This is a genomic window from Streptomyces sp. NPDC088794 (assembly GCF_044750545.1).
Taxonomy (GTDB): Bacteria; Actinomycetota; Actinomycetes; order Streptomycetales; family Streptomycetaceae; genus Streptomyces.
The window spans coordinates 673,481-700,315 of the sequence record NZ_JBIVKB010000002.1 but is presented as its reverse complement, the minus strand read 5'-3'; the positions used below and the strand labels follow the sequence as shown (position 1 = coordinate 700,315).

The 26,835-nt window shown below is 68.8% G+C and carries 29 protein-coding genes and 4 tRNA genes; 18 read left to right on the top strand and 15 right to left on the bottom strand.

Going from position 1 to position 26,835, the window contains the following annotated elements; genetic code table 11:
* Positions 1-66 precede the first annotated feature (66 nt).
* The 8 genes from ACIP6U_RS07835 to ACIP6U_RS07800 form a co-directional block, all read right to left on the bottom strand.
* Positions 67-2,202 carry a hypothetical protein gene (locus tag ACIP6U_RS07835; RefSeq protein ID WP_401714432.1) on the bottom strand — a complete coding sequence of 712 codons (2,136 nt, stop codon included), beginning with the start codon at positions 2,200-2,202 and terminating at the stop codon, positions 67-69.
* 23 nt (positions 2,203-2,225) lie between these two features.
* On the bottom strand, positions 2,226-3,773 hold the full coding sequence (locus tag ACIP6U_RS07830) for a hypothetical protein (RefSeq protein ID WP_401714098.1): 1,548 nt from the start codon (positions 3,771-3,773) through the stop codon (positions 2,226-2,228).
* Positions 3,774-3,864: 91 nt separating this feature from the next.
* Positions 3,865-4,104: a hypothetical protein gene (locus tag ACIP6U_RS07825; protein ID WP_401714096.1), complete on the bottom strand. Its 240-nt coding sequence runs from the start codon at positions 4,102-4,104 to the stop codon at positions 3,865-3,867.
* Positions 4,101-4,430, bottom strand: coding sequence for a hypothetical protein (locus tag ACIP6U_RS07820; protein ID WP_401714094.1), 330 nt, complete (start codon positions 4,428-4,430; stop codon positions 4,101-4,103). Before ACIP6U_RS07820 ends, ACIP6U_RS07825 begins: the two co-directional genes overlap by 4 nt.
* 232 nt (positions 4,431-4,662) lie before the next feature.
* Entirely contained in the window at positions 4,663-5,718 is a 1,056-nt protein-coding gene (locus ACIP6U_RS07815) for a hypothetical protein (RefSeq protein WP_401714092.1), read from the bottom strand.
* A gap of 41 nt (positions 5,719-5,759) precedes the next feature.
* A complete protein-coding gene (locus tag ACIP6U_RS07810) occupies positions 5,760-6,137 on the bottom strand; it encodes an RRQRL motif-containing zinc-binding protein (RefSeq protein ID WP_401714090.1) in 378 nt (125 codons plus the stop codon).
* A complete protein-coding gene (locus ACIP6U_RS07805) occupies positions 6,137-6,466 on the bottom strand; it encodes a hypothetical protein (protein ID WP_401714088.1) in 330 nt (109 codons plus the stop codon). Before ACIP6U_RS07805 ends, ACIP6U_RS07810 begins: the two co-directional genes overlap by 1 nt.
* On the bottom strand, positions 6,463-6,753 hold the full coding sequence (locus ACIP6U_RS07800; RefSeq protein ID WP_401714086.1) for a hypothetical protein: 291 nt from the start codon (positions 6,751-6,753) through the stop codon (positions 6,463-6,465). The genes ACIP6U_RS07805 and ACIP6U_RS07800 overlap by 4 nt, the downstream gene beginning before the upstream one ends.
* 846 nt (positions 6,754-7,599) lie before the next feature.
* Between ACIP6U_RS07800 and ACIP6U_RS07795 the strand changes: the two genes are divergently transcribed.
* Complete coding sequence (locus ACIP6U_RS07795) at positions 7,600-8,607, top strand: XRE family transcriptional regulator (protein ID WP_401714431.1); 1,008 nt, start codon at positions 7,600-7,602, stop codon at positions 8,605-8,607.
* On the opposite strand, the gene ACIP6U_RS07790 is transcribed toward ACIP6U_RS07795, so the two are convergent.
* Both ACIP6U_RS07790 and ACIP6U_RS07785 read right to left on the bottom strand, forming a co-directional pair.
* Positions 8,591-9,379, bottom strand: coding sequence for an NUDIX domain-containing protein (locus ACIP6U_RS07790; protein WP_401714084.1), 789 nt, complete (start codon positions 9,377-9,379; stop codon positions 8,591-8,593). The genes ACIP6U_RS07795 and ACIP6U_RS07790 overlap by 17 nt on opposite strands.
* 226 nt (positions 9,380-9,605) lie before the next feature.
* Positions 9,606-10,577: a hypothetical protein gene (locus tag ACIP6U_RS07785; protein WP_401714082.1), complete on the bottom strand. Its 972-nt coding sequence runs from the start codon at positions 10,575-10,577 to the stop codon at positions 9,606-9,608.
* Between the two features lie 698 nt (positions 10,578-11,275).
* On the opposite strand from ACIP6U_RS07785, the gene ACIP6U_RS07780 reads away from it, so the two are divergent.
* Positions 11,276-11,356 (top strand) — tRNA-OTHER (locus ACIP6U_RS07780).
* A 156-nt stretch (positions 11,357-11,512) separates the two neighbouring features.
* A complete protein-coding gene (locus ACIP6U_RS07775; protein WP_401714080.1) occupies positions 11,513-11,725 on the top strand; it encodes a hypothetical protein in 213 nt (70 codons plus the stop codon).
* A gap of 25 nt (positions 11,726-11,750) precedes the next feature.
* On the opposite strand, the gene ACIP6U_RS07770 is transcribed toward ACIP6U_RS07775, so the two are convergent.
* A complete protein-coding gene (locus tag ACIP6U_RS07770; protein WP_401714078.1) occupies positions 11,751-12,407 on the bottom strand; it encodes an NAD(P)H-binding protein in 657 nt (218 codons plus the stop codon).
* 119 nt (positions 12,408-12,526) lie between these two features.
* The gene (locus tag ACIP6U_RS07765; RefSeq protein ID WP_401714076.1) at positions 12,527-13,822 is read right to left on the bottom strand and encodes an amidohydrolase family protein; all 1,296 of its coding nucleotides are present in this window, start codon (positions 13,820-13,822) and stop codon (positions 12,527-12,529) included.
* 261 nt (positions 13,823-14,083) lie between these two features.
* Here ACIP6U_RS07765 and ACIP6U_RS07760 point away from each other — a divergent pair.
* The 8 genes from ACIP6U_RS07760 to ACIP6U_RS07725 all read left to right on the top strand — a co-directional run bounded on the left by ACIP6U_RS07760 (position 14,084) and on the right by ACIP6U_RS07725 (position 19,474).
* Positions 14,084-14,156: transfer RNA gene (locus ACIP6U_RS07760), tRNA-Thr, on the top strand.
* Positions 14,157-14,202: 46 nt separating this feature from the next.
* A tRNA-Met gene (locus ACIP6U_RS07755) sits at positions 14,203-14,275 on the top strand.
* A gap of 88 nt (positions 14,276-14,363) precedes the next feature.
* The gene (gene rpmG / locus ACIP6U_RS07750; protein ID WP_003948671.1) at positions 14,364-14,528 is read left to right on the top strand and encodes a 50S ribosomal protein L33; all 165 of its coding nucleotides are present in this window, start codon (positions 14,364-14,366) and stop codon (positions 14,526-14,528) included.
* A gap of 101 nt (positions 14,529-14,629) precedes the next feature.
* Complete coding sequence (locus tag ACIP6U_RS07745; protein ID WP_401714074.1) at positions 14,630-15,082, top strand: MaoC family dehydratase N-terminal domain-containing protein; 453 nt, start codon at positions 14,630-14,632, stop codon at positions 15,080-15,082.
* Positions 15,083-15,089: 7 nt separating this feature from the next.
* The gene (locus ACIP6U_RS07740) at positions 15,090-15,518 is read left to right on the top strand and encodes a MaoC family dehydratase (RefSeq protein ID WP_401714072.1); all 429 of its coding nucleotides are present in this window, start codon (positions 15,090-15,092) and stop codon (positions 15,516-15,518) included.
* A gap of 163 nt (positions 15,519-15,681) precedes the next feature.
* Positions 15,682-16,269: a TetR/AcrR family transcriptional regulator gene (locus ACIP6U_RS07735; RefSeq protein ID WP_401714070.1), complete on the top strand. Its 588-nt coding sequence runs from the start codon at positions 15,682-15,684 to the stop codon at positions 16,267-16,269.
* Between the two features lie 145 nt (positions 16,270-16,414).
* The gene (locus tag ACIP6U_RS07730; RefSeq protein ID WP_401714068.1) at positions 16,415-17,857 is read left to right on the top strand and encodes an MFS transporter; all 1,443 of its coding nucleotides are present in this window, start codon (positions 16,415-16,417) and stop codon (positions 17,855-17,857) included.
* A gap of 561 nt (positions 17,858-18,418) precedes the next feature.
* Entirely contained in the window at positions 18,419-19,474 is a 1,056-nt protein-coding gene (locus ACIP6U_RS07725; protein ID WP_401714066.1) for a UDP-N-acetylmuramate dehydrogenase, read from the top strand.
* A 40-nt stretch (positions 19,475-19,514) separates the two neighbouring features.
* Here ACIP6U_RS07725 and ACIP6U_RS07720 read toward each other — a convergent pair whose 3' ends face one another.
* The gene (locus ACIP6U_RS07720) at positions 19,515-20,147 is read right to left on the bottom strand and encodes an NAD(P)-dependent oxidoreductase (RefSeq protein WP_401714065.1); all 633 of its coding nucleotides are present in this window, start codon (positions 20,145-20,147) and stop codon (positions 19,515-19,517) included.
* A gap of 102 nt (positions 20,148-20,249) precedes the next feature.
* Here ACIP6U_RS07720 and ACIP6U_RS07715 point away from each other — a divergent pair, with 102 nt between their 5' ends.
* Positions 20,250-20,846: a TetR/AcrR family transcriptional regulator gene (locus ACIP6U_RS07715; protein WP_401714063.1), complete on the top strand. Its 597-nt coding sequence runs from the start codon at positions 20,250-20,252 to the stop codon at positions 20,844-20,846.
* An 8-nt stretch (positions 20,847-20,854) separates the two neighbouring features.
* Here the strand turns inward: ACIP6U_RS07715 and ACIP6U_RS07710 are convergent, their stop codons facing one another.
* Positions 20,855-21,892, bottom strand: coding sequence for an adenosine deaminase (locus tag ACIP6U_RS07710; protein WP_401714062.1), 1,038 nt, complete (start codon positions 21,890-21,892; stop codon positions 20,855-20,857).
* A 141-nt stretch (positions 21,893-22,033) separates the two neighbouring features.
* Entirely contained in the window at positions 22,034-23,260 is a 1,227-nt protein-coding gene (locus ACIP6U_RS07705) for a pyridoxal phosphate-dependent aminotransferase (protein WP_401714060.1), read from the bottom strand.
* A gap of 282 nt (positions 23,261-23,542) precedes the next feature.
* Between ACIP6U_RS07705 and ACIP6U_RS07700 the strand changes: the two genes are divergently transcribed.
* The 6 genes from ACIP6U_RS07700 to rplA all read left to right on the top strand — a co-directional run bounded on the left by ACIP6U_RS07700 (position 23,543) and on the right by rplA (position 26,830).
* A tRNA-Trp gene (locus tag ACIP6U_RS07700) sits at positions 23,543-23,615 on the top strand.
* A gap of 108 nt (positions 23,616-23,723) precedes the next feature.
* A complete protein-coding gene (secE, locus tag ACIP6U_RS07695) occupies positions 23,724-24,008 on the top strand; it encodes a preprotein translocase subunit SecE (protein WP_401714058.1) in 285 nt (94 codons plus the stop codon).
* Between the two features lie 80 nt (positions 24,009-24,088).
* On the top strand, positions 24,089-24,937 hold the full coding sequence (gene nusG / locus ACIP6U_RS07690; RefSeq protein WP_401714056.1) for a transcription termination/antitermination protein NusG: 849 nt from the start codon (positions 24,089-24,091) through the stop codon (positions 24,935-24,937).
* A gap of 14 nt (positions 24,938-24,951) precedes the next feature.
* The gene (locus tag ACIP6U_RS07685; protein WP_401714055.1) at positions 24,952-25,467 is read left to right on the top strand and encodes a DUF3592 domain-containing protein; all 516 of its coding nucleotides are present in this window, start codon (positions 24,952-24,954) and stop codon (positions 25,465-25,467) included.
* Positions 25,468-25,587: 120 nt separating this feature from the next.
* Positions 25,588-26,022 (top strand): 50S ribosomal protein L11, encoded by a 435-nt coding sequence (gene rplK, locus ACIP6U_RS07680; protein ID WP_030359033.1) that lies wholly within the window; start codon positions 25,588-25,590, stop codon positions 26,020-26,022.
* An 82-nt stretch (positions 26,023-26,104) separates the two neighbouring features.
* Positions 26,105-26,830, top strand: a complete 726-nt coding sequence (gene rplA / locus ACIP6U_RS07675; protein ID WP_123998331.1) for a 50S ribosomal protein L1 — start codon at positions 26,105-26,107, stop codon at positions 26,828-26,830.
* Positions 26,831-26,835 lie beyond the last annotated feature (5 nt).

Here is a 26,835-nt window from a genome sequence, read left to right as displayed (position 1 = left end):
AGAGGGCCGTTCTACTGGCTAGTGGCAAGTTGTCACTAGCCAGTAGCCGGTAGCCGTGTGTGAGCGTCAGGCGTGGTCGGGGTGGACGTAGACCGAGTGCGGTCCGTTGTCCCGGTAGACCAACTCCCCCCGCTCGGCAGCGGCCTTGAGCGCGTCGCGGACGGCCTGCCGGCTCCTGCGGACGTGGTCGGCGACGGCGGACGGTTTCATGCCCGTCGGGCCGGCATCGGCCAGCGCGGCGATCGCGTCCGCCAGCCAGTCCGGCCCCACGCTCGGAACATCCTCCGCAGCGGGCGCCTGCTCGTCGCCGCGCAGCGCGGACAGGTTCAACCCCGGACGCTCCGAGCGCGGACGCTCCGGTTCGGGGGCGGTGGCAAAGTGCTCGTCGATCTCGCGCATGAACGCATCCGCGAGCCGATCCACCTCCGAGCCTGCTCCCGCAACGGGCGCTTCACTCGAACTACCCTGCAGAGCAGACAGGTTGAGCCCCTGCCGACTCTCCCCACCCTCGTTGCCGAGCGCGGCGGGGGTGGTGTGCGGACTACCCATCCATGCGATGCGGCCGGCGTCCCAGCGGCGCGCGTACGCGTCGCCGGCGGCCACGGCCGACACGGAGTCGAGCCCAGGATGCCGCTCACTCGTTGCGGCGACGATCTCCCGGATTTGGTGCGGGAGGATCCGCCACGTCTTGAACAACGCGGCCGGCGATTCCGGTGTTCCCATGAAACCCGCCCCCTTGTACGGGGCTTGCTCGACACGCAGGCCACGGGAGCCGGGGAACATCTTCGACAGATCCATGCCCTCGGTCTCGCCCCCGGTGAGCGCGACGCGCACCTTGGCCTCACGGCGGATCATGAGGTTGCCCAGCACGCTGCCGGTGGCACCGAGCGCGGTCAACACGGTGCGGATGCCCATGGAGCGGGCGATGCGGATGACTTCCAAGATCTTGTCTGCCAGCTTGCGCATACGCCGGTCGTTGCTGACCAGGATCTCCGCACCCTCGTCGATCAGGATCTCAATCTGAGGGATCGCGGGACTGATCGGCAGCAAGTCGGTGTTGTTGCGGTGCATCAGATCTTGGTAGGCGGTCTTGCGGTGCCGCGCCACCGCCAGCGCCGTGTCGAGCATCAGCGTGGCCTCCTCGTAGGTGGAGGCCAGCCAGTCCACCCCGGGCCGCATCGGACGCTCGCCCGGGGCGGGTTGGTGGGTGAGAGCAGGCAGAACCCAGGGCAGGCCTGCCGAACCGGCGTTGAGGTCGATCACCCACGGCAGCACATCCGTGGCGCGAGCAAAGCCGGCCAGGATGATGTGGACCATGTTGGTCTTGCCCGATCCGGTCGGCCCGACCATCAGCGCACACTGCTCCCGCAGGTAGACCAGGATCTCGTCCGCGTTGGAGCGGTAACCCCACGGAATGCCGGAATGCACCGACAGTGGCGCGTAGTCGACGGGGTAAGTGCGCTCATCCATCAGCACGTTGACCGTGGCCACATCGATCAGCGCACGGCCCTGGTGGATGCCGGGGCCGGCGGCGACGGTGCAGCCGTGCGGCAACTGCGCATCCGCGGACAGCGCCGCGGACCGCTTGCTGATCAGATCGAAGGTCGCGCCGCCGGGCAGTTCCGCGTCGATGGTGAACCCGGTTCCCGCGGCCCACTTCTCGACGGCGAGCACCCGCAGCCGGATGCCACAGATCCGCTCGATCCGCGCCACCCACTCCTCTGCGACCGCGCGGCGTTCCGCAGACAACTCCGCAGCCACCGCCCGCTGTTCAGCAGCGATCGCTTCCTCTTCGCGGGCCTCTTCGTAGAGGTTCGTCGACCTGGTCGCTGTACCCATCCCGACACCGATCACAGCGAGGGAGCCGAGCGCTTGCCAGGTCAGCGGACCGTGCGTCATGGCCCACGTCGTCCAGCCTGCACCGACCAGCCAGGACGCCGCGCGTGCGGCGATCGTGCGGCCGGCGTTGCGCAGCCGGATACCGGCGGCGGCGTGCCCGAGCGCGCCGGCCGTGCCGACGGCGAGTGCCCACCCTGGGGGCATGCCGGTGGCGGTGCCGGTGGTGGCGACGGCGAACATGCCGGTGGTGGCGGACAGGGCGCCGGTCACGGGTCCGTGACCGGCAGCCCAGTCCCACACCGGACCACCCTGGGAAGCGGGAGCCTTCTTCGACGTACTGCTCTTCCTGTTGTTGCTGGTCATGGTGGCCTCGGTGGCAGTCATGGCTAGACGTTCCAGCCCTTCTCAGCGTCGGTGCCGTTGCGGGGGTCCTCGTGGCGGGCGATGTCCGCGGCGTGGACGTCGCGGAAGAGCGGCACGAGGGTTTCGCCGGAGTCGACCGCGTTCAGGAGGGTGCGGTGGATGTCGTCGAAGGCGTCGGCGACGCCCTTCTCGAAGGCGAATTCTTGGTCGGAGCGTTCGGCCAGGATGCGGAAGGTGTTGGCGACCGACAGCAGCGCGGTGGGCAGGTTGTCGATCATCGTGAGGATTTCCATGTTGCCGTCGGGCTCGTAGGTGCGGGCCGCGTTCTCCATCTCGGCCGCGGCCTCTTCGAACTTGAAACCAGACATGTGAATAGCCTCCTGACCAGGAATGACGGGAATGAGGTGGGTCGGGCGCTGCACGCGGTCACCGATCTCACCCGTGCCGGCCGCATTGGCGGCGGCCTCTTCCGCGGCGCGAGTGGCGCGGACATGCTCGTCGCGAGCGGCACGCTTCTCGCGCGCCGCTTGCACCAGGCGCCGGTACAGGCGCCTGCCGGGGTGCATCAGCGCTCGCCAGCCGAGCTTCCTGCCGAGCGGGGTGGTCAGGCAGCCCAGCACGCCGGCCGCGCCGCCCGCCAGCGCGGCGAGCAGGCGGCGGCCCTGGAAGCGGGCCGCGGACTTCAACAGCCCCCAGCGCGCCTTCCGGCGAGCAGGCGCCTTACGCACCTGGTCACGCTTGGCATCCACCTGACCAGCGGTGTTCCGGTCCCGCAGAGCGCGGGCCTTGTTCACCAGGGCGCGGGTGCCGGACGCCGCCCAGCCACCCGCCCGACCCAACCGGCCGCGCGAGGCAGCCGACTTGGCCGCACGGGTCGCGGTGCGGACATCGCGGCGGGCGTCGGCAACAGCACGTCGTGCGGCGGTGGTCTGCTGTCGTGCCGCCGAACGGGACGGCGACTGAGCGCGGCTCTTCTGACGCAGCGCGCGCACCTGCCCAAGACGTCCGGCACCGCCACCGTGACGGCCCGTGCCGGTCGGTGCAGTGCCGGGGCGGGAGGTGTGACGTCCGGTGTGGCGGCCCGCCATGCCACGACCGGAGCGCAGGCCCGATGCCAACGCGCCTTTGCGGCTGCGGGACTTGGCGCCCGTTCCGTGTCCGCGCCCGCCGGCGAACAGGCCGGAGGAGCCACCGGTGCGGGATGCGGGCGAGCGGGTGGTGCGGCTCGCGCGGCTCTGCCGGTTGGAGCCTGTGGCACGTCGACTGCCCCTGCCCGTACCGGAGTTGCGGCGGCGGGCGCGGAGGGCGGCGGTGGTGCCCAGGACGGCGGCGCCGCCCGCGGCCACGGCGAGCGCGATCGGTCCGCCGCCGACCAGGGCGACGGCGCCGACAGCGCCGACCGCGCTGTTCGTGCCGGACAGGGCCAGCGGCAGGACGGGGATTCCGCCGGGGGTGTGCGCCAGGTCCGGGGGAACGGCCGCGGTGGTGGCCTGCTCGCCGGGCGGCAACGGTCCTGGCGGGGGTGGGGTGGCAGTCGGCGGGGCTACCGGTTCGGTGGTGGTGTCGGTCATGCTGGGGGCACTCCTTTATGGGGAGGCAGGGCCCGGATGCGCGCTTTGGACGGCAGGGCGTCCGGGCCCTGCGCATGGGGAAACGGGCTGGTCAGAGCTGGTTGGGTTCCAGCGAGAAGAACACGACCGTGGCGCCGCGCAGATACGGGTCGCCTGCGGTGACGTACTCGTAGATCTCGCGGTAGGCGCTCGCCCGGGTGCTGCCGGGCGGCGGGGTGTAGGTGCCGGTGCGAGTGGCACAGGCCATACCGGGCTTGTCCACGGACAACACCCAAAAGTGCGTGTCCTGCCCGCGCTGCTGGCCGGCATCGGTCGGTTCGGCGGTGCTCACAGTGCGCTCCCCGAGCCGGCCATGTGGTCGGGGTGGGCGGCGGCGATCTCCTGCCAACGCCGGTTTTCCGCAGCGTCGGTGTGGGTCAGGCGTACCTGGAAGTCGCAGCCGGCCGCGGTGCAGTGGTGGGTGGTCGTCGACCAGGCATCCACCACACGGAAGAACAGACTGGAGAAGGTGGCCAGGCAGGACAAGCAGCACGCCAGCAACAGCGCGGAGGGCACGCCGTAGCCGGACAGGCGCACCCCGATCACGGCGGACAGAGCCGCACTCGCGGCGACAACCGCCGACAGCGCGAAGCGGCGGCGGATGGATGAGGTGTTCACCAGGGAAGTTCCCTTCAAGAGAGCAGGACTTGAGACGTCGTGCTGAACCCCGGACGCGGTGGCGTGTGGGGGTGGTGGTCAGCTCGCCGGGTCTGCTCCGGGTCTGCGAAGGTGCCGCTCGCCGGTGCTCACCGGGTCTGCTTCACTGGTGCGGTCGACTGCTCCGGCAGTCGCGACGAAGGCCAGCCCAATTGCCGTGGGCTGGCCTTCATTGATGTGTGCCGGAGACGGCTTACGCTTCGGTTTCCTCGTGAGACATCAGTGAGCCCCACGCTTTGCGCACCCGCTGCTCGCCGCCGACGAAGCCGGCTTCGCGGAACGCGGCGACGGCCTGGCGGTAGGACAGCGGCGGGTCGTCCAGGTAGCGCAGGTGACGCAGCACGACAACGAGCTGTGCGTCCGTCAGTGGCTCCCCGAGAGCCGGTGTCGGTACCCCGGCTATGGCCGCCAACTCTTTTAGCGTCACGGGCGGTTCGACCGGCGGCGTCACGGGCGTGACGCGCGGCGGCGGAACGGCCGGGAGGAGGGGTGTGACCTGCGTGCCTTCCTCCGTCACGGGGGGCGTGACACTGTCCTCGGTCGTGGCCGCGAGCGCGGGGGGTTGCGGGGTGGGCGTCACGGCCGTGACGGGGGGTGTGACGGGCAGGGCGAACATGCCGGCAAGCGCGGCGTCCGCGCCGGCCGTCATCCGCTCGCGCTGCACGTCGACCAGGTGCGCCCCGAGCAGAGCGTCACCGGTGCCGACCTTCTTCGCGAGCTTCCACGACTCCAACTCCGAAGCCTTCCGGGCGTCTTGGTTGGGGTGGTTGGCGGCGCGGGCGCGGTGGTAGGCGAGGTGCTGCATGACCGCGGCGTTGCGGCGCTGTGCTTCGGCATCAACTCCGGTGCGAAACACCACGATTCGGCGGGCGAGCAGGCCCATGCCCTCCGCGGCCACGCACATGGCCATGGGGGTGAAGGCGAACACCACCGACTCCGTTCCGGTCGGCGCGATCACCGCGCCGGTCACGGAGGCCAGTGCGGGCAGCGTCCACAACCCGAGCCGCACGGCCGCGGGGGAAGACTGGCCCAGCATGGTCAGCCCGACCAGGGTCAGCGCGAGAACGAGGGTGGCACCCTCACCCGCGGCGACCACACCCAGCGCGGTCGCGGACCGGTGGAACACGGACGTGATGTTGGAGTAGGTTCCCCACGCACCCAGGCCACCGAAGCCGACCATGGGCAAAGCGGCGGCACCCAGTACGAGTACCTGGCCCCAGCTCAGGGCCCTTTCCGGGGGATGCTTCACAACGTGCTCCTTCACAGGGAGATACCGCCCGACCAGGCCGGTCAGGCGGCGCACTGGTCCTCGGGATACGCGCACGGGACGCACACCCCAAGCGAGGCAGGGATGACGTATCCGGCGTCGGTGCGGCACTGCGGGCAGGTCCGCCGGGCGCGCATCGCGCACTCCAGCGCGCGGCGCTTCGCCGGCGTCATCGGCCGCACAGGCTTGGCCTGGTCGAGCCGGTAGAGATAGGCCACCAGCGGCCCGCGCCGATACCGCGGCCGGAGCACCTGCCCCACGACCGGCTGACCACCGGGGCGCAAGCCACGGGCCCGTAACTGCCGTCTAGTGGCCAGCCCGTCAGGGGCACAGCGCCAGGGGAAGGTGGGGATGCCGTGCCGGGCACCGGTGGGGTCGATGCACTTGCCCCACGCGGCCATCAGGCCGACGCCCCAACCTGCTCAGGGGCGGGAATGTGGCCGTAGCCGACCAGCTCCAGCGTGGCGCCCCCGTACTCGGTCACCATGCGCAGGACACGGGTCCGGCCCGCGCTCTGCGTCCCATGGGTGACCGCGTCCGGGGCGATGCCGAGCGCTTCGCGCCAGGACTCGAAGCCGGCCAAGTCGTCATGGAAGTCCAGTTCCAGACGGTCGGGCCAGATCGTCGTGACTCGCACGGCAGGCGCCGGCAGGTGCCCGAAGTCGACGGCGAGTAGGCGTAGCGCCCGCAGCGCTACGGACAGGTCGTCCAGGGTGAGAGCGTCGCTCATGCCGCAACTCCCTTGCGCGCCGAACGGCGGGTGGGGCGGGCGAGCGGGACCACGTTGAACAGGTCCGGGTGGGTCTCGACAACCTGCGCGGCGAGACGGAGCAGGTCGTCGGGCAGGCTGCGGAACTCGGGGGCGGTGAGGATGTCGCGGGCCGCGTCCAGGCGGGCCGCTCGCTCCTCGTTGCTCTCGCCGTCGACCCCGAGCCACAGCTCAACTGGGGTGCCCAGCGCCAGTTCCGCGAACTCCGAATCAGTCACGGCCTGATGACCGGCAACGATGTACTTCATGGGACGGACTCCTCATAGACGGGAACGGCCCAAGACAGCGGCCCCGGTGCTCGAACACCGGGGCCGCGCGCCGTTGTGGAACCAGCTGATTCCGGCTCCCCTCAACCCCGCCCGTACGGGTGCCGCGCAGTACGCGGAACCGGACGGGCGAGGGAGGCAACCGGCCGCGGCGCTGGCCGCCGCGATGGCAGGAAGAGAACGGACCAGGTTGGCCGTGAGCGCGTGTGCTCCGCTCACGAACCGGGAGGTCGTACGGGCGTCGCCGGCCGGTCCATCACGGCGGCGCCCACCGATGTCGTCGGTGCACCGGGATTCCTCTCAGCCGAGATCAACACATGTGAAGCACTGCAAGGGGGACCAAGTCCCCACACGCCGGCCGTTGCTCGCGGTCACCGGGCCACCTCGCCAGTCGGGCCGAAGCCCTGTCCCCTGGCCTTTAGCGGGATTGCAGCGTCCCCGCCCTCTGCTTTGCACACCGCGAATCGGATGCGACTCCATCATCTGGTGCGCACCAGAAGGAAAGCATCTGGTGCGCACCAGAGTCAAGAGGTCTCGCCGCTTCGAGCGGCGAGGGCCCGCCTCGGTGCATCTCCAGAAGACCCGTTCGGGAGGGTGGTCGGTAGCCAACAGGCCTTAACTCGCGTCCTGTTAACCCCTGTTGACCTGCGGCGACGTGAGGCATGCTGGGAAGGTCATGAATGGACCTATCGCCGGACGGTGGGCGTGAGCACAGGACTGCGGAGCGCGCGAACGGCGCGAGGCTGGTCTCAGGAGCGACTGGTCCGCGAGATCGAGCAGTACGCCCGACAGCACGTCACGGACGTTGCGTCGACCGCGAGTTTGCGGGTGTACGTGTCCGAGTGGGAGAACGGCAAGCGCAATATCTCGGATCGCTACGCGGCGATCCTGCGACAACTCATGGGCGTCACGGACGCAGAGTTGAGGGGCGGTCCGCTCGTAGTTCCCCCGTCGGTGGCCGACGGGTACGACGAACTTCTGAGCAGGATCGATTCAGCCAGTAGCGTCAGCCAGTCCATGGTGAAGGCATTCGAAGCTCAGACCGAGCTACTGCGGACCATGGACCGGGAGAGAGGTGCGTCTGGTCTGGTGGACCAGATGGCGGGACACCTGGGCGCACTCGAAGACGCCCTGAACTTCGCAGTGCTCCCGAATGCCAGGCGGCCCGTGGCACTCGCCCTCGCAGGGGCGTCCACCCTCGCGGCGTGGCAGGCGATCGACTCGGGCGCGGTCGAAAGGGCGTGGCGGCACTACGAACTCGCGAAGCGAGCGGCGCGCGACGCTGAGGCCCCGATGTACCTCGCGCACGCGATGGCTGAGCAGGCGTACGTATTGTGTGAAGCAGGACGGCCGACGCTCGGTGTCGAACTGGTCCGCGATGCCCAACGCGCCATCGGCCAAGCCGGATCACCCCGGCTTCGGGCATGGCTGTACGCCGCGGAAGCGGAATTGTGCGCCCATGCGGGACTGCCCGACGATTGCCGACGAGCACTCGATGCGGCCATGTCGACGATTCCTCCGGGCTCGGAGGATCGAGACCCGGACATGCTGAGCATCTTCCTGAACGGCGCTCATCTGGCCCGATGGCACGGCAACGTGCTTGCCCTGCTCGGCGACGGTGAGGCGGTGACCAGCCTCTATGACGCGCTGGACGTGATGGACCCGACCTTTGTCCGAGCGCAGGCCGGGTTGCATGCCGACCTCGTGCAGGCGCACTTGTCGCGAGCCGAGTACGACGATGCGCACACCCACCTGAGGCAGGCGCGGCTGTTGGCGAGCCGCACCGGTTCGGTGCGGCAGCGCCGCCGTGTCGACCTTCTCAGTGCGAGGTTGTGACCCCCGGCTTACCCCGGCTTACCAGGATGTGTAGCAGGGCCACGAGGGTGCCGGAACCCATCAGTTCACCGCGAGCCATCAGGCCAGGGATTTCAGCCAACGGCACCCATTCGACGTGTCCAGCCTCTTCAAGGTCCGTCGGTGAGCCGACTCGCTCGGCTCCGTGTCCCACGAAGATCTCGTGAGGCGAGTCGACCATGCCGACCATGGGCTGATAGCTGACGACATGTTCCACGGACTTCGGGCGCCACCCTGTCTCTTCTACGACTTCTCGCACTGCTGTGTCCGCCGGCTCTTCCCCTTCATCGACGATCCCGCCGGGGAGTTCCCAACCCCACTGCTGTGGCACGAAGCGGTAGCGCCACATCATCAGTACGCGGTCCGAGTCGTCCAGGACTGCGGTAATGGCGACGCGGTGCAGCTTCACCACGTGATGTTCGAAGCGCTCCACGCCGGGCGGCTCCACGTCCCACAGTTGGAGCTTGACCCACGGATTGTCGTACACATCCCGCTCACCGTGGATGCGCCATGGCTCCAACCCTTCGGGGGCCTTGACGCTCACGGCCCCGGGCACACGGTACGAACTACGCCCGCGGACTTCCAGGGCGCCCTCGGACACGAGTCGGGCCATGACCTGACGGAGCGCGGTGCGGCCGATGCCGAGGTCTTCCACGAGCGCCCGTTCTGAGGGGAACTTGTCACCGGGGGCGTACTCGCCGGCGGTGAGCCGTTCGCGAAGCGCCTCGTAGACCTTGGTCGTCTTCGGACCCATGCTCGGAGCACTCTCCGTTCTGCCGTGGTGCGTACCAGGGTAGCGGGCAGGAACTGTTCATCAGGGGTGTTGGCAGTTCCTGTTCAGTTCGCACCAGTCGTTGTCTAGCGCGCTGGCGGACGGCGAGTGTTGCCTCCGTAGCGACCGGCGTGCGCTCCATCACTCGGTCCGTATCGATTAGGCTTGAAAGTAGGTCGAGAATTGGGTGCACCTGCTCGGCTGCGCTCTAAAATGGAGGTTCATCTGCAACGCTCAGGATCCTTTGAGCCAGCGCATCATCACCATACTTTCTGATCTGCTCTGCATATTCTGAATGTTTATCGTAGGGAATTCCTCGGAGGATGTCGCGAATTAACTCATCGACTGATTCGTGATTCGCGATTTCGTCAACCATGTTCTTAATTGAGTACCAGCCAGCGGCTCCGACTCCTCGGAGAATCCTCGTCGCGTCGCCGGTTTCCCCTGACGTGCGGAACGCAAACACAACCTCGGGAACGCGATCGGTCTGTCGCTTCGATCCTACGAACTCAAGAACCTTGTTCGCGTCGGTTGTCAGTGTGGCTGCCCGTAACTGTCGGACTATGTGCTGAATGCTGCGTGCTGGCTGTAGGCGGGCATTGGCGATGAGATATTGATTGACGTGCTCGCCGATTTCTGCTCGGCGCATGGCTACGACGATGGCGGGAGTTGCCCTTGCTCCATGCCTTCGGGCCGTGTGGGTCAGTAGTGAGCCAACCGTTCGATCATTCTCGCTGACTAGCCAGGGGTTTGACTTTTTCCACGGATCGGATTCTGTATCGGGGAAGACTTCGTTGAGTGCTACGAGGGTTTGAATGATCTGTTGAGGGCTGTCTTCCGCGGCCCTTTTTGTGAATTCGAGAACAGACATCTCGGCAAGCAGCATCGGTGCCACTACCTTTGGAAGCCAGGATGCGGTTGGGGTATCGCCGGAATTCTGGACGATCTCGACGAGGTCGTGCATTTGAGCCAGCTTCAGTGCCTCCACGTTCCATGGCCTCTGCTGTTCGGCGGAGATAGGTGCCGTGTGCGACGCGCTGAGAGTCCTTGAGGGTGCTTTCTTAGAGGCTGATACCCGCTCGCGCCAGACGCCGGGATCTATTTCCTGAGAGGGAAGTGGAGCTCCACTGAGCCTCGCGTGTTCTGCCAGCGCCTCAACAATTGACAGCACTTCAGGCAAGTTAGATGGGCTCTTCCCTGATAACTTGTCCTGAATGGTCGAGCGTGCCATTTTTCGGTCTCGCCCTTGCCGCGCAATTAGGCGCTCAATCTGGCGAACTGTCGGGCTCCCTGCCCGTAACCGCAACTCCTGAAGTTGTGGCGCCAAGCTCATCTCTCGGCTTCCTTTCTGCGTCCGCAGCCGTCCGGGCATGGCCGAGGCTGTCCGGTGCCGTCCGGCGGATGCGCCAAAACCCTAGTTGACATGCATCGAAGGTGTCCGGACTTTGCCGGACTTGGCCGAGGGCATCGCTTCGCTCGCGCCGGACGGGTTGTGTTGCAACAGGAAGAACAGGGGCGCCCCCGTCGTGGCTGACGGGGGCGCCGCCGATTCGCGCGGCCATGGCACTAGGACTGCTCATGGCACTTCATTGACCGGAGGAGCAATCTGATGAAGCCCGAGACCCCTCCTGTTGAGGAGCGTAGGGAGGACCACCCCCACTGGGTCAACCGCTCGCTGCCCGCAGTGACTGCTCTGGCAGGATTGATCGGGGCATTCGCAGCATTGATCAGTGCCCTTCGGGGGTGAGTGGAACCTTGCCTTCGATGGGGCGTGAGTCACTGCCGTCACGCGGGAGCGAACTTGATCCAAGCTGCTGTGGACGACACGTGGACGGCTCATGGCCCGACACCCTGCACCTCTACCAAATGTGCAGGTCAGGCGACGTACCTTGGCGCCATACATAGCAGACTGTAAATCTGCCGGCTCAGCCTTCCCAGGTTCGAATCCTGGCGCCGCCACACGGGAAAAAGACCCCCTCCGACTTGCGTAAGAGCAGGGCGGAGGGGGTCTTTGCGTGCTCCGCCGGTTTCCTCATGCCGCCACCCCGGCTGACGTCCACCTCGCCCCGGCCGCGCGCACGCGCAACACAGTGACCCTCGGGGCACACTGACAGCATGTCCACTCCCCGTAGACACTGTCCCGAATGCCGGCGTGAGATCGCCGTGGTCGCCGGACGGATCGCGCGGCACGATCCGCCCGGGGCGCGAGAGGCGGGGGAGCTGGTGTCGTGCCCCGGGTCGCGCCGTCAGACGCAACTGGGTGCCGCGCAGCCGTCGTTGGACGGCTACACAGTTCCCGAATTCCCCGGCCAGCTCCCGCTCTTCTGACCGCTCCGACGGACTGCCGTCGGTCTCAATTCCCCGCCACCGACTTGACCGCGACCGACACCGGCGTCGAGCCACTGATCAGTTCCAGAACCAGGCCCGCCGTCGCGACGCTGTCCACCAACTCCGCCAGTACGGCGGCCACGTCGTCGCGCGGTACCGCGCCGCGGCCCGTGCGGGCCTCCAGGCGGACGAGACCGGTCCCGGCGTCGTTCGTGAGCGCGCCGGGGCGCAGGATCGTCGCGTCCAGCGCGTTCAGGCCCTGCACGTACGCGTCCGCCTCGCCCTTGGCGCGCAGGTACACGTCGAAGATGCCGTCCCCCTGGTGCGCGGGGTCGGCGCCCATCGACGAGACGACCACGTGTCGTCGTACACCCGCCTTGACCGCCGCGTCCGCGAACAGGACCGCCGCGCCCTTGTCCACCGTGTCCTTGCGGGCTGCGTCGCTGCCCGGGCCCGCGCCCGCCGCGAAGACCGCCGCGTCGGCGCCCCGCAGTTTCTCCGCGACCTCCTCCACGGAGGCCGACTCCAGGTCCAGGAGCACCGGTTCGGCACCGGCCTCCCGCAGATCGTCGGACTGTTCGGGGTGGCGGATGATCCCCGCGACCTCGTCTCCGCGCGCGGCGAGCAGGCGCTCCAGCCGCAACGCGATCTGACCATGACCACCAGCGATGACAATGCGCATGCCTTCGACCGTACGCCCGGACGGCCGCATCCGCCGTACGACTTGAGCCACGCCTCAGGGGCGCACCCGGGAGCGGATACAGGCGGCTCGCGCGCCGGAGGCGTGCGCCATCCGCCCCGTCACGACACCTCGCCCCGGCCCTGCCGAGGCAACCCCAGTTCCGCTGCCGCCGCCGAGTTGCAGTACTCCCGTACCGCGCTCGTTCGTGCCACCACGCGCCCCCGGTGTACGACGATGCGGCTGTACGCCAGGGAGAGGGCGCCCGCGAGTCGGTCGCCGCGTACCGCGAGGAGTTCGGCGGGGAAGCCGGCCTCGACGCGGACCTCGGGCAGGCCGAGGGCGGCGCGGGCTGAGGAGCTCACGGCGTCGTAGGCGTCCTCGGGGCGCAGGCCGTAGCGGGAGGCCAGGAGGTAGGCCGCCTCCAGGGGGTCCCCGCGGCCCACCGGGTTCGACAGGTCGCGCAGGGCGCCGCTGCCCGCGGCGACGCGTACGCCGGCCGAGCGCAGCAGCCGTACCGGAGCCGTGTCGCGGCGGTCGACGGCGGCGCAGCCGCCCTGGGGCAGACACACCACGGTCACGCCGGCCGTGGCGAGCCCGTCGGCGATGCGCGGGGCCGCCTCGGCGGGCAGCCGGTCCAGGCCGCCGCACGGGCCGAGGGTCACGCCGGTGCGCAGACCGCCGGACATCGCGGCGAGGCGGGCGAGGCGCGCCGGGTCGGCGGCGTCGGTGTGCAGGTCGACGGGGCAGCCGTGCTCGGAGGCGACCTCGAGAACCGCCTCCACATAGCCCGTCGGGTCGGGGTCCAGGTCGGGACAGCCGCCCACCACCGAGGCGCCCATCTTCAGCGCGTCCCGGAGCATCGCGAGCCCGTCCGCGCCGGCCACGCCCGTCAGCAGCCGCGGCATGGCGACCGCCGTCAGCTCCGTCAGGCCGCGCAGCGAACGCCGTGCCTGCAGCACCGCGGCCAGCGCGCCGAGCCCCTGGACGTCACCCACGCGCACGTGCGCCCGTACGGCGGTCGCCCCGTGGCCGAGTTGCAGCAGCGCGGCCTCGGTCGCCCGGCGTTGGACGTCCTCGGGGGCGGAGGAGGCGGGCCCGTCGCCGTCGGCCGACAGGGCGGTGTCACCGTGGGTGTGCGGTTCGGCCGGGGCCGGCAGGAGCAGATAGCCGGTGAGGTCCACGCGCGCGCCGCAGCCCCGAGCGGCGTCCGTCGCCAGGCTGCCGGCCGTACCGACCGCCTCGATACGCCCGCCACCCAGCCGTACGTCCACCGTCCGGCCGTCGGTCAGCCGCGCCCCGCACAGCAGCAGGGAGGCCGAGTCGCCCTGTCCCGACGAGCCCGCGGGGCCCGAGGAACCGGAGGAGGAAGACGAGGAGGACGACGAGTGGGGCGGCTGCGGCTGGCTGTCGGGCATCGCGCTCCAGGGGCTCGGGGCTGCGCGGACTCGGGCACTGCGGACCGGGTGCTCACCGGGGCGGCAAGATCACGCAGAGTGAGTCGAGCCTAGGGCGGTGATCCGCCCGTGTCGGGGAGGAGCGCAATAGTCGTACCGGTGTGGTCCGACGGTCCCGAGGGGCTCCGGAGGCCGCTGGGGGAGCGGCTGGATGGGCCTGTATGGGGGCCACGAAACGGATTTGGGTGAACGGCTGCCGAGCGTGTAATGTCTTCATCGCTCGCCCCAATAGCTCAGTCGGTAGAGCGTCTCCATGGTAAGGAGAAGGTCTACGGTTCGATTCCGTATTGGGGCTCTGGTGTGAGAGGTTCCCGTCGCAAGGCGGGAACTGATCGCATCACAGCGGTGTAGCTCAGTCGGTAGAGCAAGCGGCTCATAATCGCTGTGTCACCGGTTCAAGTCCGGTCACCGCTACTGACAGTAGCCGATTGCGGGGTCGGTCCTTCGATCGGCTACTCTTTTATGCGTTCATCGTCCCATCCGTTCGTCAAGGAGCACTCCTGTGGCTGCCACCGACGTCCGCCCGAAGATCACGCTGGCCTGCGTGGAGTGCAAGGAGCGGAACTACATCACCAAGAAGAACCGGCGTAACAACCCGGACCGACTGGAGATGAAGAAGCACTGCCCGCGTTGCAACGCGCACACCGCGCACCGCGAAACGCGATAAATCAGGCTCGTACACGAGGCCGCCCCCGCAGTCGGGGGGCGGCCTCGTGTCGTTATCGGCCCCGGTTACCGACCGGTTCAGACAACAGGAGGTGCCGAGCCATGGCGCTCGACCAGTCCTTCGTGGGGCGGACCTATCCGCCCACCGACCCGTACGAGGTGGGCCGGGAGAAGATCCGTGAGTTCGCGGTCGCGGTGGGAGACACCAACCCGGCGTACACGGACCCGGAAGCCGCCAAGGCGCTCGGTCACCCCGATGTGATCGCCCCGCCGACCTTCGTGTTCGCGATCACCTTCAAGGCCGCGGGACAGGTCATCGAGGACCCGCAGCTGGGCCTGGACTACAGCCGGGTCGTGCACGGCGACCAGAAGTTCGTCTACGTCCGCCCCGTGCGGGCCGGTGACCGGCTCACCGTCACCTCGACCATCGAGGCCATCAAGTCCATGGCCGGCAACGACATCCTGGACATCCGCGGCGAGGTCCACGACGAGGCGGGCGAGCACGTCGTGACCGCCCTGACCAAACTGGTCTCCCGCGCGGCAGAGGAGGCGTGAGGAACCGATGACGGCGAAGATCGCTTACGACGACGTCGAGGTCGGCACCGAGCTGCCCGCCCAGACCTTTCCCGTGACCCGTGCCACGCTCGTCCAGTACGCGGGCGCGTCCGGGGACTTCAACCCGATCCACTGGAACGAGAAGTTCGCCAAGGAGGTCGGGCTGCCGGACGTGATCGCGCACGGCATGTTCACCATGGCCGAGGCGATCCGTGTGGTCACCGACTGGACCGGCGACCCGGGCGCGGTCGTCGAGTACGGCGTCCGCTTCACCAAGCCGGTCGTCGTCCCGAACGACGACCAGGGCGCCGTCATCGAGGTCAGCGGCAAGGTCGCCGCCAAGCTCGACGACAACACGGTCCGCGTGGACCTCATGGCGACCAGCGCCGGCCAGAAGGTGCTGGGCATGTCCCGGGCGGTCGTACGGCTGGGCTGAGACACGCACGCGTGGCTTGCGGTAAGGGGCGTACTCCATCGAGGGCGCCCCTTACGCATGCCTCGGCCTTCACCCCAACCTCCCCCTCCGTCTCCACAGCCTCCTCAACCACCTCTTCCGCACCCACTTGACGTAGTTAGTGATTGAGTACTAACTTCGTCACATGGTCAGGATGAGCGCAGAAGAGAGGCGCGAGAGCGTCATCCGTGCGGCGACCGCCGAGTTCGCGCGGGGTGGGTACTACGGCACGTCGACCGAGGCGATCGCCAAGCGCGTCGGTGTCTCGCAGCCGTATCTCTTCCGGCTCTTCCCGGGCAAGAAGGCGATGTTCCTCGCGGCGGCGCAGCGGTGCGTGGACGACACGATCCGCACGTTCGAGGAGGCCGCCAAGGGGTTGCAGGGCGAAGAGGCCCTGCATGCCATGGGAGAGACGTACCGCAAGGTCATCGCGGAGCAGCCGGAGCGGCTGCTGATGCAGATGCAGATGTACATCACCGTGGCCGCCGCCGAGCAGGCCGGCGACCTCGAACTCGGCGAAGAGGTGCGGGCGGGCTGGTCGCGGCTGTGGGACACGCTGCGGCTGTCCTTCGGTGCCGATGTCGACGAGACGACGTCGTTCCTGGCGTACGGGATGCTCATCAACTGTCTGGTGGCCATGGGTTTTCCGCCGGAGCATCGGGTCTGGGAGGGCTTTGGGCCGGAGGCCCGGCTCAGGGGCAATCCGTGCAACCAGATCACCGGGAACGGCTAGTTCGACCAACGCAAGTGGTTCACGTGAGCGGGGAGAAGGCGCCGCAACCGCCTTTTCATGCCCGCAAAAGTTAGTAATCAATAACTAATTAAGTAAGCAGCAGCAGACTCACCACCGAAGCGACTGATCACTCTCTGGGGGAGCGATGTCAGAGCAGACAGCACGTCGCGGGGGAACCGTCTGGGCCCTCGTCATCACCAGCGTCGCCGGATTCATGGCGGCCCTCGACAACCTCGTGGTCACCACCGCCCTGCCCTCCATCCGCAAGGATCTCGGCGGCGCGCTGGGCGACCTCGAATGGACCGTGAGCGCTTATACGCTCACCTTCGCCGTGCTCCTGATGTTCGGCGCGGCGCTCGGTGACCGGTTCGGCCGCCGACGGATGTTCCTCGTCGGCATCAGCGTCTTCACCGTCGCGTCCGCGGCGGCGGCCATGGCCACCGGCATCGACAGCCTCATCGCGGCGCGTGCGGTCCAGGGCGTAGGCGCGGCGATCATGATGCCGTTGACCCTCACCCTCCTGACCGAGGCCGTACCGGCAGCCAAGCGCGGCATGGCGTTCGGAATCTGGGGCGCGGTCAACGGCCTCGCAGTGGCATCCGGCCCCCTCATCGGCGGCAGCCTCACCGAGCACATCTCCTGGCACTGGATCTTCTGGCTGAACGTCCCGCTCGGCATCGCGTTGCTGCCCCTGGCCCGCCTTCGCCTCTCCGAGTCCTTCGGCACGGGTGCGCCGCTGGACGTACCCGGCACGCTCCTCGCCAGCGGCGGCCTGTTCGGGATCGTCTACGGCCTGGTCCGCGGCCCCTCCGACGGCTGGAACAGCTCTCTGGTCCTGACCGGCCTGTTCGCCGGAGCCGTATTGCTCGTCGGATTCGTCCTCTACAGCATCCGGGCCAAGAACCCCATGCTCCCGATGCGGCTGTTCCGCTCGCGGGCCTTCGCCGGCATCAACGCGGCGAGTCTGCTGATGTTCCTCGGGATGTTCGGGTCGATCTTCCTGCTCAGCCAGTACATGCAGGGTGTCCTGGGCTACTCGCCCACCGAGGCGGGCCTCCGGATGCTGCCCTGGACCGGTATGCCGATGCTGGTCGCGCCCATCGCGGGCATCCTCTCCGACCGGATCGGTGGCCGCCCCGTCGTCGCCACGGGCCTTTTCCTTCAGGCGGCCGGTCTCGCCTGGATGGCTTCCGTGGTCACCCCTGATGTGTCTTACGCCGTCCAGTTGCCGGGTCTGATCGTCAGCGGCATCGGTATGGCGCTGTACTTCGCTCCGGCCGCCAACCTGGTCATGTCCAGCGTTCTGCCCAAGGAACAGGGGATCGCGTCCGGGGCGAACAACGCCCTGCGCGAGGTCGGTGGCGCGCTCGGCATCGCCATCATGGCGTCGATCTTCGCGTCTCAGGGTGGGTACGAGTCGGGGCAGCGGTTCGTGGACGGCCTGCAGCCGGCGCTGGTGACGGGGGCGGGGGTTGTGGCTCTCGCGGGTGTTGCTGCGCTGCTCATCCCGACGCGGCGGTCCGAGAAGGCGGCGGAGTCTTCGCGGACGGAGGACCAGGCGCCGGCCTTGGAGTCGATCGCCGGCTGATAGCCCGACCCGGCCGCAATGAAACGGCTCTGCCAGGACAGGCAGGGCCGTTTCGTCGTACCCGCGCACTGGAGCTGGTGCGGGGGTGGGTCGCGCAGCCCGGCGCTGACGGGGCGCCGCCTGCGCCCACCCGTGCCGCCCCAGCGGCACGACTGCCCGCAGCTTGGGTGGGGGGAGGCGGGTGGGGATGTGCCGACGGCCCGCACCCGCCCTCGGTGTGAAGGGACGTATCGACGGCCCGCACCCGCCCACCGTGTGAAGGGACGTATCGACGGCCTGCACCAGCCCTCTGTGTGAAGGGGGTTGTCCACGACCCGCACCCGCTCACCGTGCGAAGGGGACGGGGCGGGGGGTGTCCGCCCGCAGTGGCCGGCGTTCACGTACCGCGCTTCGTCGGTCGGCGGTACCGCCGGTCCGAGGACGGATACCCCCCGCCCCGGCCCCGACCCACGGTGCGCGCGTAGGCGCTACGCGCGCCCCCGCCGATCCCGCGCAGGCGCCGCAGGCATTCGTCCCTGGCCCCGGCCGACCCTGTCAGTCCCGTCTCGTACTCTTGGGCGCGTGCAGGAACTTCACGATGCCCCCCTCGCCCCGTTGACCACCTTTCGGCTGGGTGGGTCCGCTGATCGGCTGATCACCGCGACGAGCGACGCCGAGGTGATCCGGGCTGTTCGGGACGCCGATGACGCGCGGACGCCGTTGTTGGTGATCGGTGGGGGGTCGAATCTGGTGATCGGGGACAAGGGGTTCGCCGGGACCGCACTCGTCGTCGCCACCAAGGGTTTCCAACTCGACGGCACCCGTCTCGAGCTTGCCGCCGGTGAGGTGTGGAGCGACGCCGTCGCCCGTACCGTCGAGGCCGGGCTCGCCGGGATCGAGTGTCTGGCCGGGATTCCGGGGTCGGCAGGCGCGACGCCGATCCAGAACGTGGGGGCGTACGGACAAGAAGTGTCGTCCACGATCACCGAGGTGGTCGCGTACGACCGGCACGCCCGCGAGACGGTCACCCTCGCGCCCGCCGACTGCGCCTTCTCCTACCGCCACAGCCGCTTCAAGGCAGACCCCGAGCGATACGTCGTCCTGCGCGTCCGCTTCGACCTGGAGGACGCGGACGGCCTCTCCGCGCCGATCAAGTACGCCGAGACGGCCCGCGCACTCGGCGTCGAGCCCGGCGACCGCGTCCCGCTGGCCGCCGCCCGCGAGACCGTCCTCAAGCTGCGAGCCGGCAAGGGCATGGTCCTGGACCCCGACGACCACGACACCTGGTCGGCCGGTTCCTTCTTCACGAACCCGATCCTCACCGACACGGAGTTCGCCGCGTTCCACGCACGCGTGCGTGAGCACTTGGGCGAGGGCGTGGAACCGCCCGCGTTCCCGGCGGGGGAGGGACACACCAAGACCTCCGCGGCCTGGCTGATCGACAAGGCGGGCTTCACCAAGGGCTACGGCACCGGCCCGGCCCGCATCTCCACCAAGCACACCCTCGCCCTCACCAACCGCGGCGACGCCACCACCGAGGACCTGCTCACCCTCGCGCGCGAGGTCGTCGCCGGCGTCCGGGAGACCTTCGGCATCACGCTGGTCAACGAACCGGTGACGGTCGGCGTGACCCTCTAGCACCACAGCCTCACTTCAACTCAGCCCAGCGCAGCCCACCTCAATACGCCACCCCCACCCCCTGCTTCACCACCCCCGGATCCCCGGTCATCGCCAACATCGCGTGCGCCACATCCGCCCGCCCGATGAACCGCCCCTTGGCAGGGAAACCGCCGACCACCGTCCGGTACACCCCCGTGACCGGCTTGTTCTGCAGCCGCGGCGGCCGCACGACCGTCCAGTCCGTGGCGCTACGGCCCAACTCGGCCTCCATCGCGCCCAGGTCGGCGTAGACATCCTTCAGAAGCGCCGTGACGATCCGTCGTGCCGTGCGGTCGAGGAGACCCTCCACCGCGGGCACCGGACCCACCGGACCCGCGCTCACCACGACGAGCCGCCGTACCCCCGTCGCGTCCATCGCGCCCAGCACCGTACGCGTGAGCCGGGCCGTGACCCCGGCCTCCTTGCGGGTGCGCGCGCCCAGCCCCGACAGGACCGCGTCCCGGCCGGCCACGGCGGCCCGCACCTCCTCCGGGTCGGTCAGCTCCGAGCGGACCACCTCGAGCTGCTCACCGGTCGCCGCCAGCCGCGCCGGATCCCGTACCACCGCGGTGACCCGGTGCCCCGAATCCAGGGCCTGCCGGACGATCTCCTGGCCGATGCCTCCCGTGGCACCGAAGACTGTGAGGTGCATGGCTCCTCCTGGGTTCGTGTGGTGGGTGAGTATTCACTCACCTCTGCCTCTCCCTAGAATGGGTAAGCACTCACTCACCCGTCAAGCCCGATTGGCCGTGCCATGGAGAAGAAGCCAGCCCGCGTCCGTCTCCTCGACGCCGCTCACGAACTGATGCTCACCGTCGGGCTGGCCCGTACCACCACCAAGGAGATCGCCAAGGCGGCGGACTGTTCCGAGGCGGCGCTCTACAAGTACTTCGACAGCAAGGAAGACCTGTTCATCCGCGTCCTCACGGAGCGGCTGCCGCAATTGACGCCCCTGCTGAGCAGCCTGGTCGCCGAGCCCGGCCGGGGCACACTGACGGAGAACCTCACCGAGATCGCCCGCCGGGCCGCCCTCTTCTACGAGCAGAGCTTCCCGATCGCCGCCTCGCTGTACGCGGAGACCCAGCTCAAGCGCCGGCACGACGACGCGATGAGGGAGATCGGCGCGGGGCCGCACCGGCCCATCGAGGGCCTCGACGCCTACCTGCGTGCCGAACAGGCCGTCGGCCGCGTCCGCCCCGATGCCGACACCTTCGCCGCCGCCTCCCTGCTCCTCGGCGCGTGCGCCCAGCGCGCGTTCGCGTACGAGGCGACCGCAGAGGGCGTACGGCCGCCGGTCGACGAGTTCGCCGCACGGCTGGCCCGCACCCTGCTCGCCGGGATCGCGGACTGACCCCGCCGCTACACGCCCTGCGCCAGCCAGTCGTCGACCCCCGCCAACAGCTTCGCCTTCACATCCGCCGGCGCCGCCGAACCCCGCAGCGACTGCCGTGCCAATTCCGCCAACTCCTCGTCCGTGAAGGCGTGATGGCGGCGCGCGATCTCGTACTGGGCGGCCAGCCGCGAGCCGAAGAGCAAAGGATCATCCGCCCCCAGAGCCATCGGGACCCCCGCCTCGTACAGCGTGCGCAGCGGCACGTCCTCGGGCTTCTCGTAGACGCCCAGGGCGACGTTCGACGCCGGGCACACCTCGCAGGTGATGCCCCGCTCGGCGAGGCGCTTCAGCAGCCGCGGGTCCTCCGCCGCGCGCACCCCGTGACCGAGCCGGTCGGCGTGCAGGTCGTCGAGGCAGTCCCGCACCGACGACGGCCCCGTCAGTTCGCCGCCGTGCGGAGCGGACAGCAGTCCGCCCTCCCGCGCGATGTGGAAGGCCCGGTCGAAGTCCCGCGCCATACCCCGGCGTTCGTCGTTCGAGAGGCCGAAGCCGACCACGCCCCGGTCCGCGTACCGCACCGCGAGCCGGGCCAGCGTGCGCGCGTCCAGCGGGTGCTTCATCCGGTTCGCGGCGACCAGCACCCGCATCCCCAGGCCCGTCTCGCGGGAGGTCGTCTCGACCGCGTCCAGGATGATCTCCAGCGCCGGGATCAGCCCGCCCAGACGTGGTGCGTACGACGTCGGGTCGACCTGGATCTCCAGCCACCCGGAGCCGTCCTTGACGTCCTCCTCGGCGGCCTCGCGCACCAGCCGCCGGATGTCGTCCGGCTCCCGCAGACACGACCGCGCCGCGTCGTACAGACGCTGGAAGCGGAACCAGCCCCGCTCGTCGGTCGCCCGCAGACTCGGCGGTTCCCCGCTGGTCAGCGCCTCGGTGAGGGCGTCGGGCAGACGGACGCCGTACTTGTCGGCCAGTTCCAGCACGGTCGCCGGCCGCATCGACCCGGTGAAGTGCAGATGCAGATGGGCCTTCGGCAGCTCAGAGACATCACGTACACGCTCCATTCGAGGATCCTGCCGTACCGCGGAGGCCTCCCGATACCGGATTCCCCGTACGTGGTCTTGCTCGCACGCAGAAACGGGCCGCCTCCCCCAGGGGAGACGGCCCGTCACGCGCGCGTGGAGCGCGAAAACGTCAGTCCAGCGTCAGTCCTGCGCCTCGGCCAGCAACTTCTGGATCCGGCTGACGCCCTCGACGAGATCCTCGTCACCCAGGGCGTACGACAGCCGCAGATACCCGGGGGTGCCGAAGGCCTCGCCCGGGACGACCGCGACCTCGACCTCCTCGAGGATGAGCGCGGCCAGCTCGACCGAGTCCTGCGGGCGCTTGCCGCGGATGTCCTTGCCGAGCAGCGCCTTGACCGACGGGTACACGTAGAAGGCGCCCTCGGGCTCCGGGCAGACCACGCCGTCGATCTCGTTCAGCATCCGCACGATGGTCTTGCGGCGGCGGTCGAAGGCCTCCTTCATCTTCTCCACGGCGGAGAGATCACCGGAGACGGCGGCCAGCGCGGCGACCTGGGCCACGTTGGAGACGTTCGACGTGGCGTGCGACTGGAGGTTCGTCGCGGCCTTGACGACGTCCTTGGGGCCGATGACCCACCCGACCCGCCAGCCGGTCATCGCGTACGTCTTGGCGACACCGTTGACGACGATCGTCTTGTCGGCCAGCTCCGGTACGACCACCGGGAGGGAGTGGAACTCCGCGTCGCCGTACACAAGGTGCTCGTAGATCTCGTCCGTCAGGACCCACAGGCCGTTGTCGGCGGCCCAGCGGCCGATCTCCTCGATCTGCGCGCGCGTGTAGACCGCGCCGGTCGGGTTGGAGGGGGAGACGAAGAGGAGGACCTTCGTGTTCTCGGTGCGCGCCGCCTCCAGCTGCTCGACCGAGACCCGGTAGCCGGTCGTCTCGTCCGCGACGACGTCCACCGGGACACCGCCGGCCAGCCGGATCGACTCCGGGTACGTCGTCCAGTACGGCGCCGGGACGATGACCTCGTCGCCCGGGTCGAGGATCGCGGCGAAGGCCTCGTAGATGGCCTGCTTGCCGCCGTTGGTCACCAGGATCTGGGACGCCTCGACCTCGTAGCCGGAGTCGCGCAGCGTCTTCGCGGCGATCGCGGCCTTCAGCTCGGGCAGACCGCCGGCCGGCGTGTAGCGGTGGTACTTGGGGTTCTTGCAGGCCTCGACGGCCGCCTCGACGATGTAGTCCGGGGTCGGGAAGTCGGGTTCGCCGGCGCCGAAGCCGATCACCGGACGCCCGGCGGCCTTGAGGGCCTTGGCCTTGGCGTCGACAGCGAGGGTGGCGGACTCGGAGATCGCGCCGACTCGGGCGGAGACCCGGCGCTCGGTGGGAGGGGTTGCAGGGCTCATGGGCCCCATCGTTTCAGACCGGAAACGCCACCGGCACGCGGGTTTCACAGACTGAACATGTAGCGGTCGGCCACTGAACACCCGTCCGGAATCACGCGGTGGCCAGGTGATCTTCCGTCGGTTTTCCGGCGATCTTCCTCCGCCAAGGCCCCTACGGGCGCTTTCTGTTCGACGGGGCGCCCCGGACCACGTACACTCTCACCTCGTTGGCCATCAACTGCCGCGCCGTGGAAGGTGCACTCCGAGCACCCGGTCGGATGCGGTACGTTGGGGGACGCGCAAAGGGTCGTAGCTCAATTGGTAGAGCACCGGTCTCCAAAACCGGCGGTTGGGGGTTCAAGTCCCTCCGGCCCTGCTACACACACCTTCGCCAGGATGTGTGTGCATGTACGTACAGTAGTGCACAGCCGTGCGGCTCATACCGGGCGCGGCACGGCCACGACCCGGGAACAGGTGAGGACGAATGGCGGACGCCGTGGGCTCCATCGACACGCCTGGTGCCCAGGACGAGGCGCAGGAGACGAAGAAGACCCGAAAGGGCGGCAAGCGGGCCAAGAAAGGTCCGTTCAAGAGGCTTGGCCTCTTCTACCGTCAGGTCGTCGCCGAGCTGCGCAAGGTCGTCTGGCCCACGCGCAACCAGCTGACGACGTACACGACCGTGGTCATTGTCTTCGTCGTCATCATGATCGGCCTGGTGACCGTGATTGACTATGGGCTCAGCCACGCCGCCAAGTACGTCTTCGGCTGAGTCTAGAGCGAAGGGCGCCGAGGTAACCGGCGCCCCTTTCGCATGTTCCACCCCTATGTATCCAGGAAGAAGCAGCCATCGTGTCTGACCCGAACCTGAACGACGCCGCCGTCGAGCCCGATGAGTCGGTCGATGACGAGCTCGACATCGTCGAGGGCTCGGACGAGCAGGACGAGTTCGAGGCTGCCGAGGCCGAGGCGGGCGAGCCCGCCGAGGAAGCCGCGCTGCACGTCGAGGACGAGGACGAGAGTGCCGAGGACGCGTCCGACGAGGACGCCGAGGACGAGCTCGTCGAAGAGGAGCCCGAGCCGGTCGACCCGGTCGAGGCCCTCCGCCAGGAGCTGCGCGCGCTGCCCGGTGAGTGGTACGTCATCCACACCTACGCCGGTTACGAGAACCGCGTGAAGACCAACCTCGAACAGCGTGCCGTCTCGCTGAACGTCGAGGACTTCATCTTCCAGGCCGAGGTGCCGCAGGAAGAGGTCGCGCAGATCAAGAACGGCGAGCGCAAGACGATCAAGCAGAACAAGCTCCCGGGCTACGTCCTGGTCCGCATGGACCTGACGAACGAGTCCTGGGGCGTCGTCCGCAACACCCCTGGCGTCACCGGCTTCGTGGGCAATGCCTACGACCCGTACCCGCTGACCCTGGACGAGATCGTCAAGATGCTCGCGCCGGAGGCCGAGGAGAAGGCCGCCCGTGAGGCCGCCGAGGCCGAGGGCAAGCCCGTTCCGCAGCGCAAGGTCGAGGTCCAGGTGCTGGACTTCGAGGTCGGCGACTCGGTCACCGTCACCGACGGCCCGTTCGCGACGCTCCAGGCGACCATCAACGAGATCAACCCCGACTCGAAGAAGGTCAAGGGCCTGGTCGAGATCTTCGGCCGCGAGACGCCGGTCGAGCTCTCCTTCGACCAGATCCAGAAGAACTGACGCACGCGGGTCCGTTGACCGACACAGACAGAGAGAGCGCCCTGAGCCGGGCGGCAGTCACGCCACGGCTCGGGCGCTCTCGTCGTTTTCTGCTCGCCGGAGTGTTCCTGCTGATCGGCGCGGTCGTCTCGGCCTGCGCCGCCTACGTGGGCGTGACCCAGTGGGCGCAGGTCTCCTCGCTCCAGCGGGACGGGGTCCGCGCGGTCGGCGTCTTCCACAACGAGGGCGCGGCCAACTGCTGGCGCCACCGCTGCTGGGCCGAGTTCGAGCTCGACGGGAAGAAGGTGGAGGCCGATCTGCCGGCCCTCACCGCCGCCAAGAAGAACAAGGTCTCCCGCGAGGGCGAGCCGATCACCATCCGGTACCGGCCCTCGGACCCGACGGTGGCCGCCGAGGAGGGCGGGCTCGGTCAGGTGGGCGCCATCACCGCGCTCATCGGCATGTTCGGGGCCGGGTTCCTGATCGCGGGGCTGGTCCAGCTGGTGGTCGCGAGCCGGGACCGTACCCCCGCGCCCGTGCAGCCGTCCTGACCTCGACGATTTCTTTCCGGGGGAGGTCATCGGCTACCGTGGTGCGGTATGCCATCTGCCGGATGATTCATCCAATTGATGCAGCTGGTAACCAACTCTCAGTAAGGACCCGGAGAGAGCATGCCTCCCAAGAAGAAGAAGGTCACGGGGCTCATCAAGCTCCAGATCCAGGCCGGCGCGGCCAACCCGGCTCCGCCGGTCGGCCCCGCGCTGGGTCAGCACGGCGTGAACATCATGGAGTTCTGCAAGGCGTACAACGCCGCGACCGAGTCGCAGCGTGGCTGGGTGATCCCGGTGGAGATCACGGTCTACGAGGACCGTTCCTTCACCTTCATCACCAAGACGCCGCCGGCCGCCAAGATGATCCTCAAGGCCGCGGGTGTGGAGAAGGGCTCCGGCGAGCCGCACAAGACCAAGGTCGCCAAGATCACTCAGGCGCAGGTCCGCGAGATCGCCACCACGAAGATGCCCGACCTCAACGCCAACGACCTGGACGCCGCGTCGAAGATCATCGCCGGCACCGCCCGTTCCATGGGCATCACGGTCGAGGGCTGAGCCCCACCCCCCGTTCCACCGCAGAAGTGGCAGGACCTGCTCGGTCCGGACCACGACTCCTCAAGACTCACCAGGAGAAGAAGTGAGCAAGCGCAGCAAGTCTCTCCGCGCTGCGGACGAGAAGATCGACCGGGACAAGCTCTACGCCCCGCTCGAGGCCGTCCGTCTCGCCAAGGAGACCTCCACCTCCAAGTTCGACGGCACCGTCGAGGTCGCCTTCCGCCTGGGTGTCGACCCGCGCAAGGCCGACCAGATGGTCCGTGGCACCGTGAACCTTCCGCACGGCACCGGTAAGACCGCCCGGGTCCTGGTCTTCGCGACCGGTGACCGTGCCGAGGCCGCGACCGCCGCGGGCGCCGACATCGTCGGCTCCGACGAACTCATCGACGAGGTGGCGAAGGGCCGGCTGGACTTCGACGCCGTCGTCGCCACCCCGGACCTCATGGGCAAGGTCGGCCGCCTGGGCCGCGTGCTCGGCCCCCGTGGCCTCATGCCGAACCCCAAGACCGGCACGGTCACCCCGGATGTCGTGAAGGCTGTCAACGACATCAAGGGCGGCAAGATCGAGTTCCGCGTCGACAAGCACTCGAACCTGCACTTCATCATCGGCAAGGCGTCCTTCGACGACACCAAGCTGGTGGAGAACTACGGCGCCGCGCTGGAGGAGATCCTCCGTCTGAAGCCGTCCGCCGCCAAGGGTCGCTACATCAAGAAGGCCGCGATCAGCACCACGATCGGCCCCGGCGTTCCGGTCGACCCGAACCGCACCCGCAACCTCCTCGTCGAGGAGGACCCGGCCGCCGTCTGAGCCGA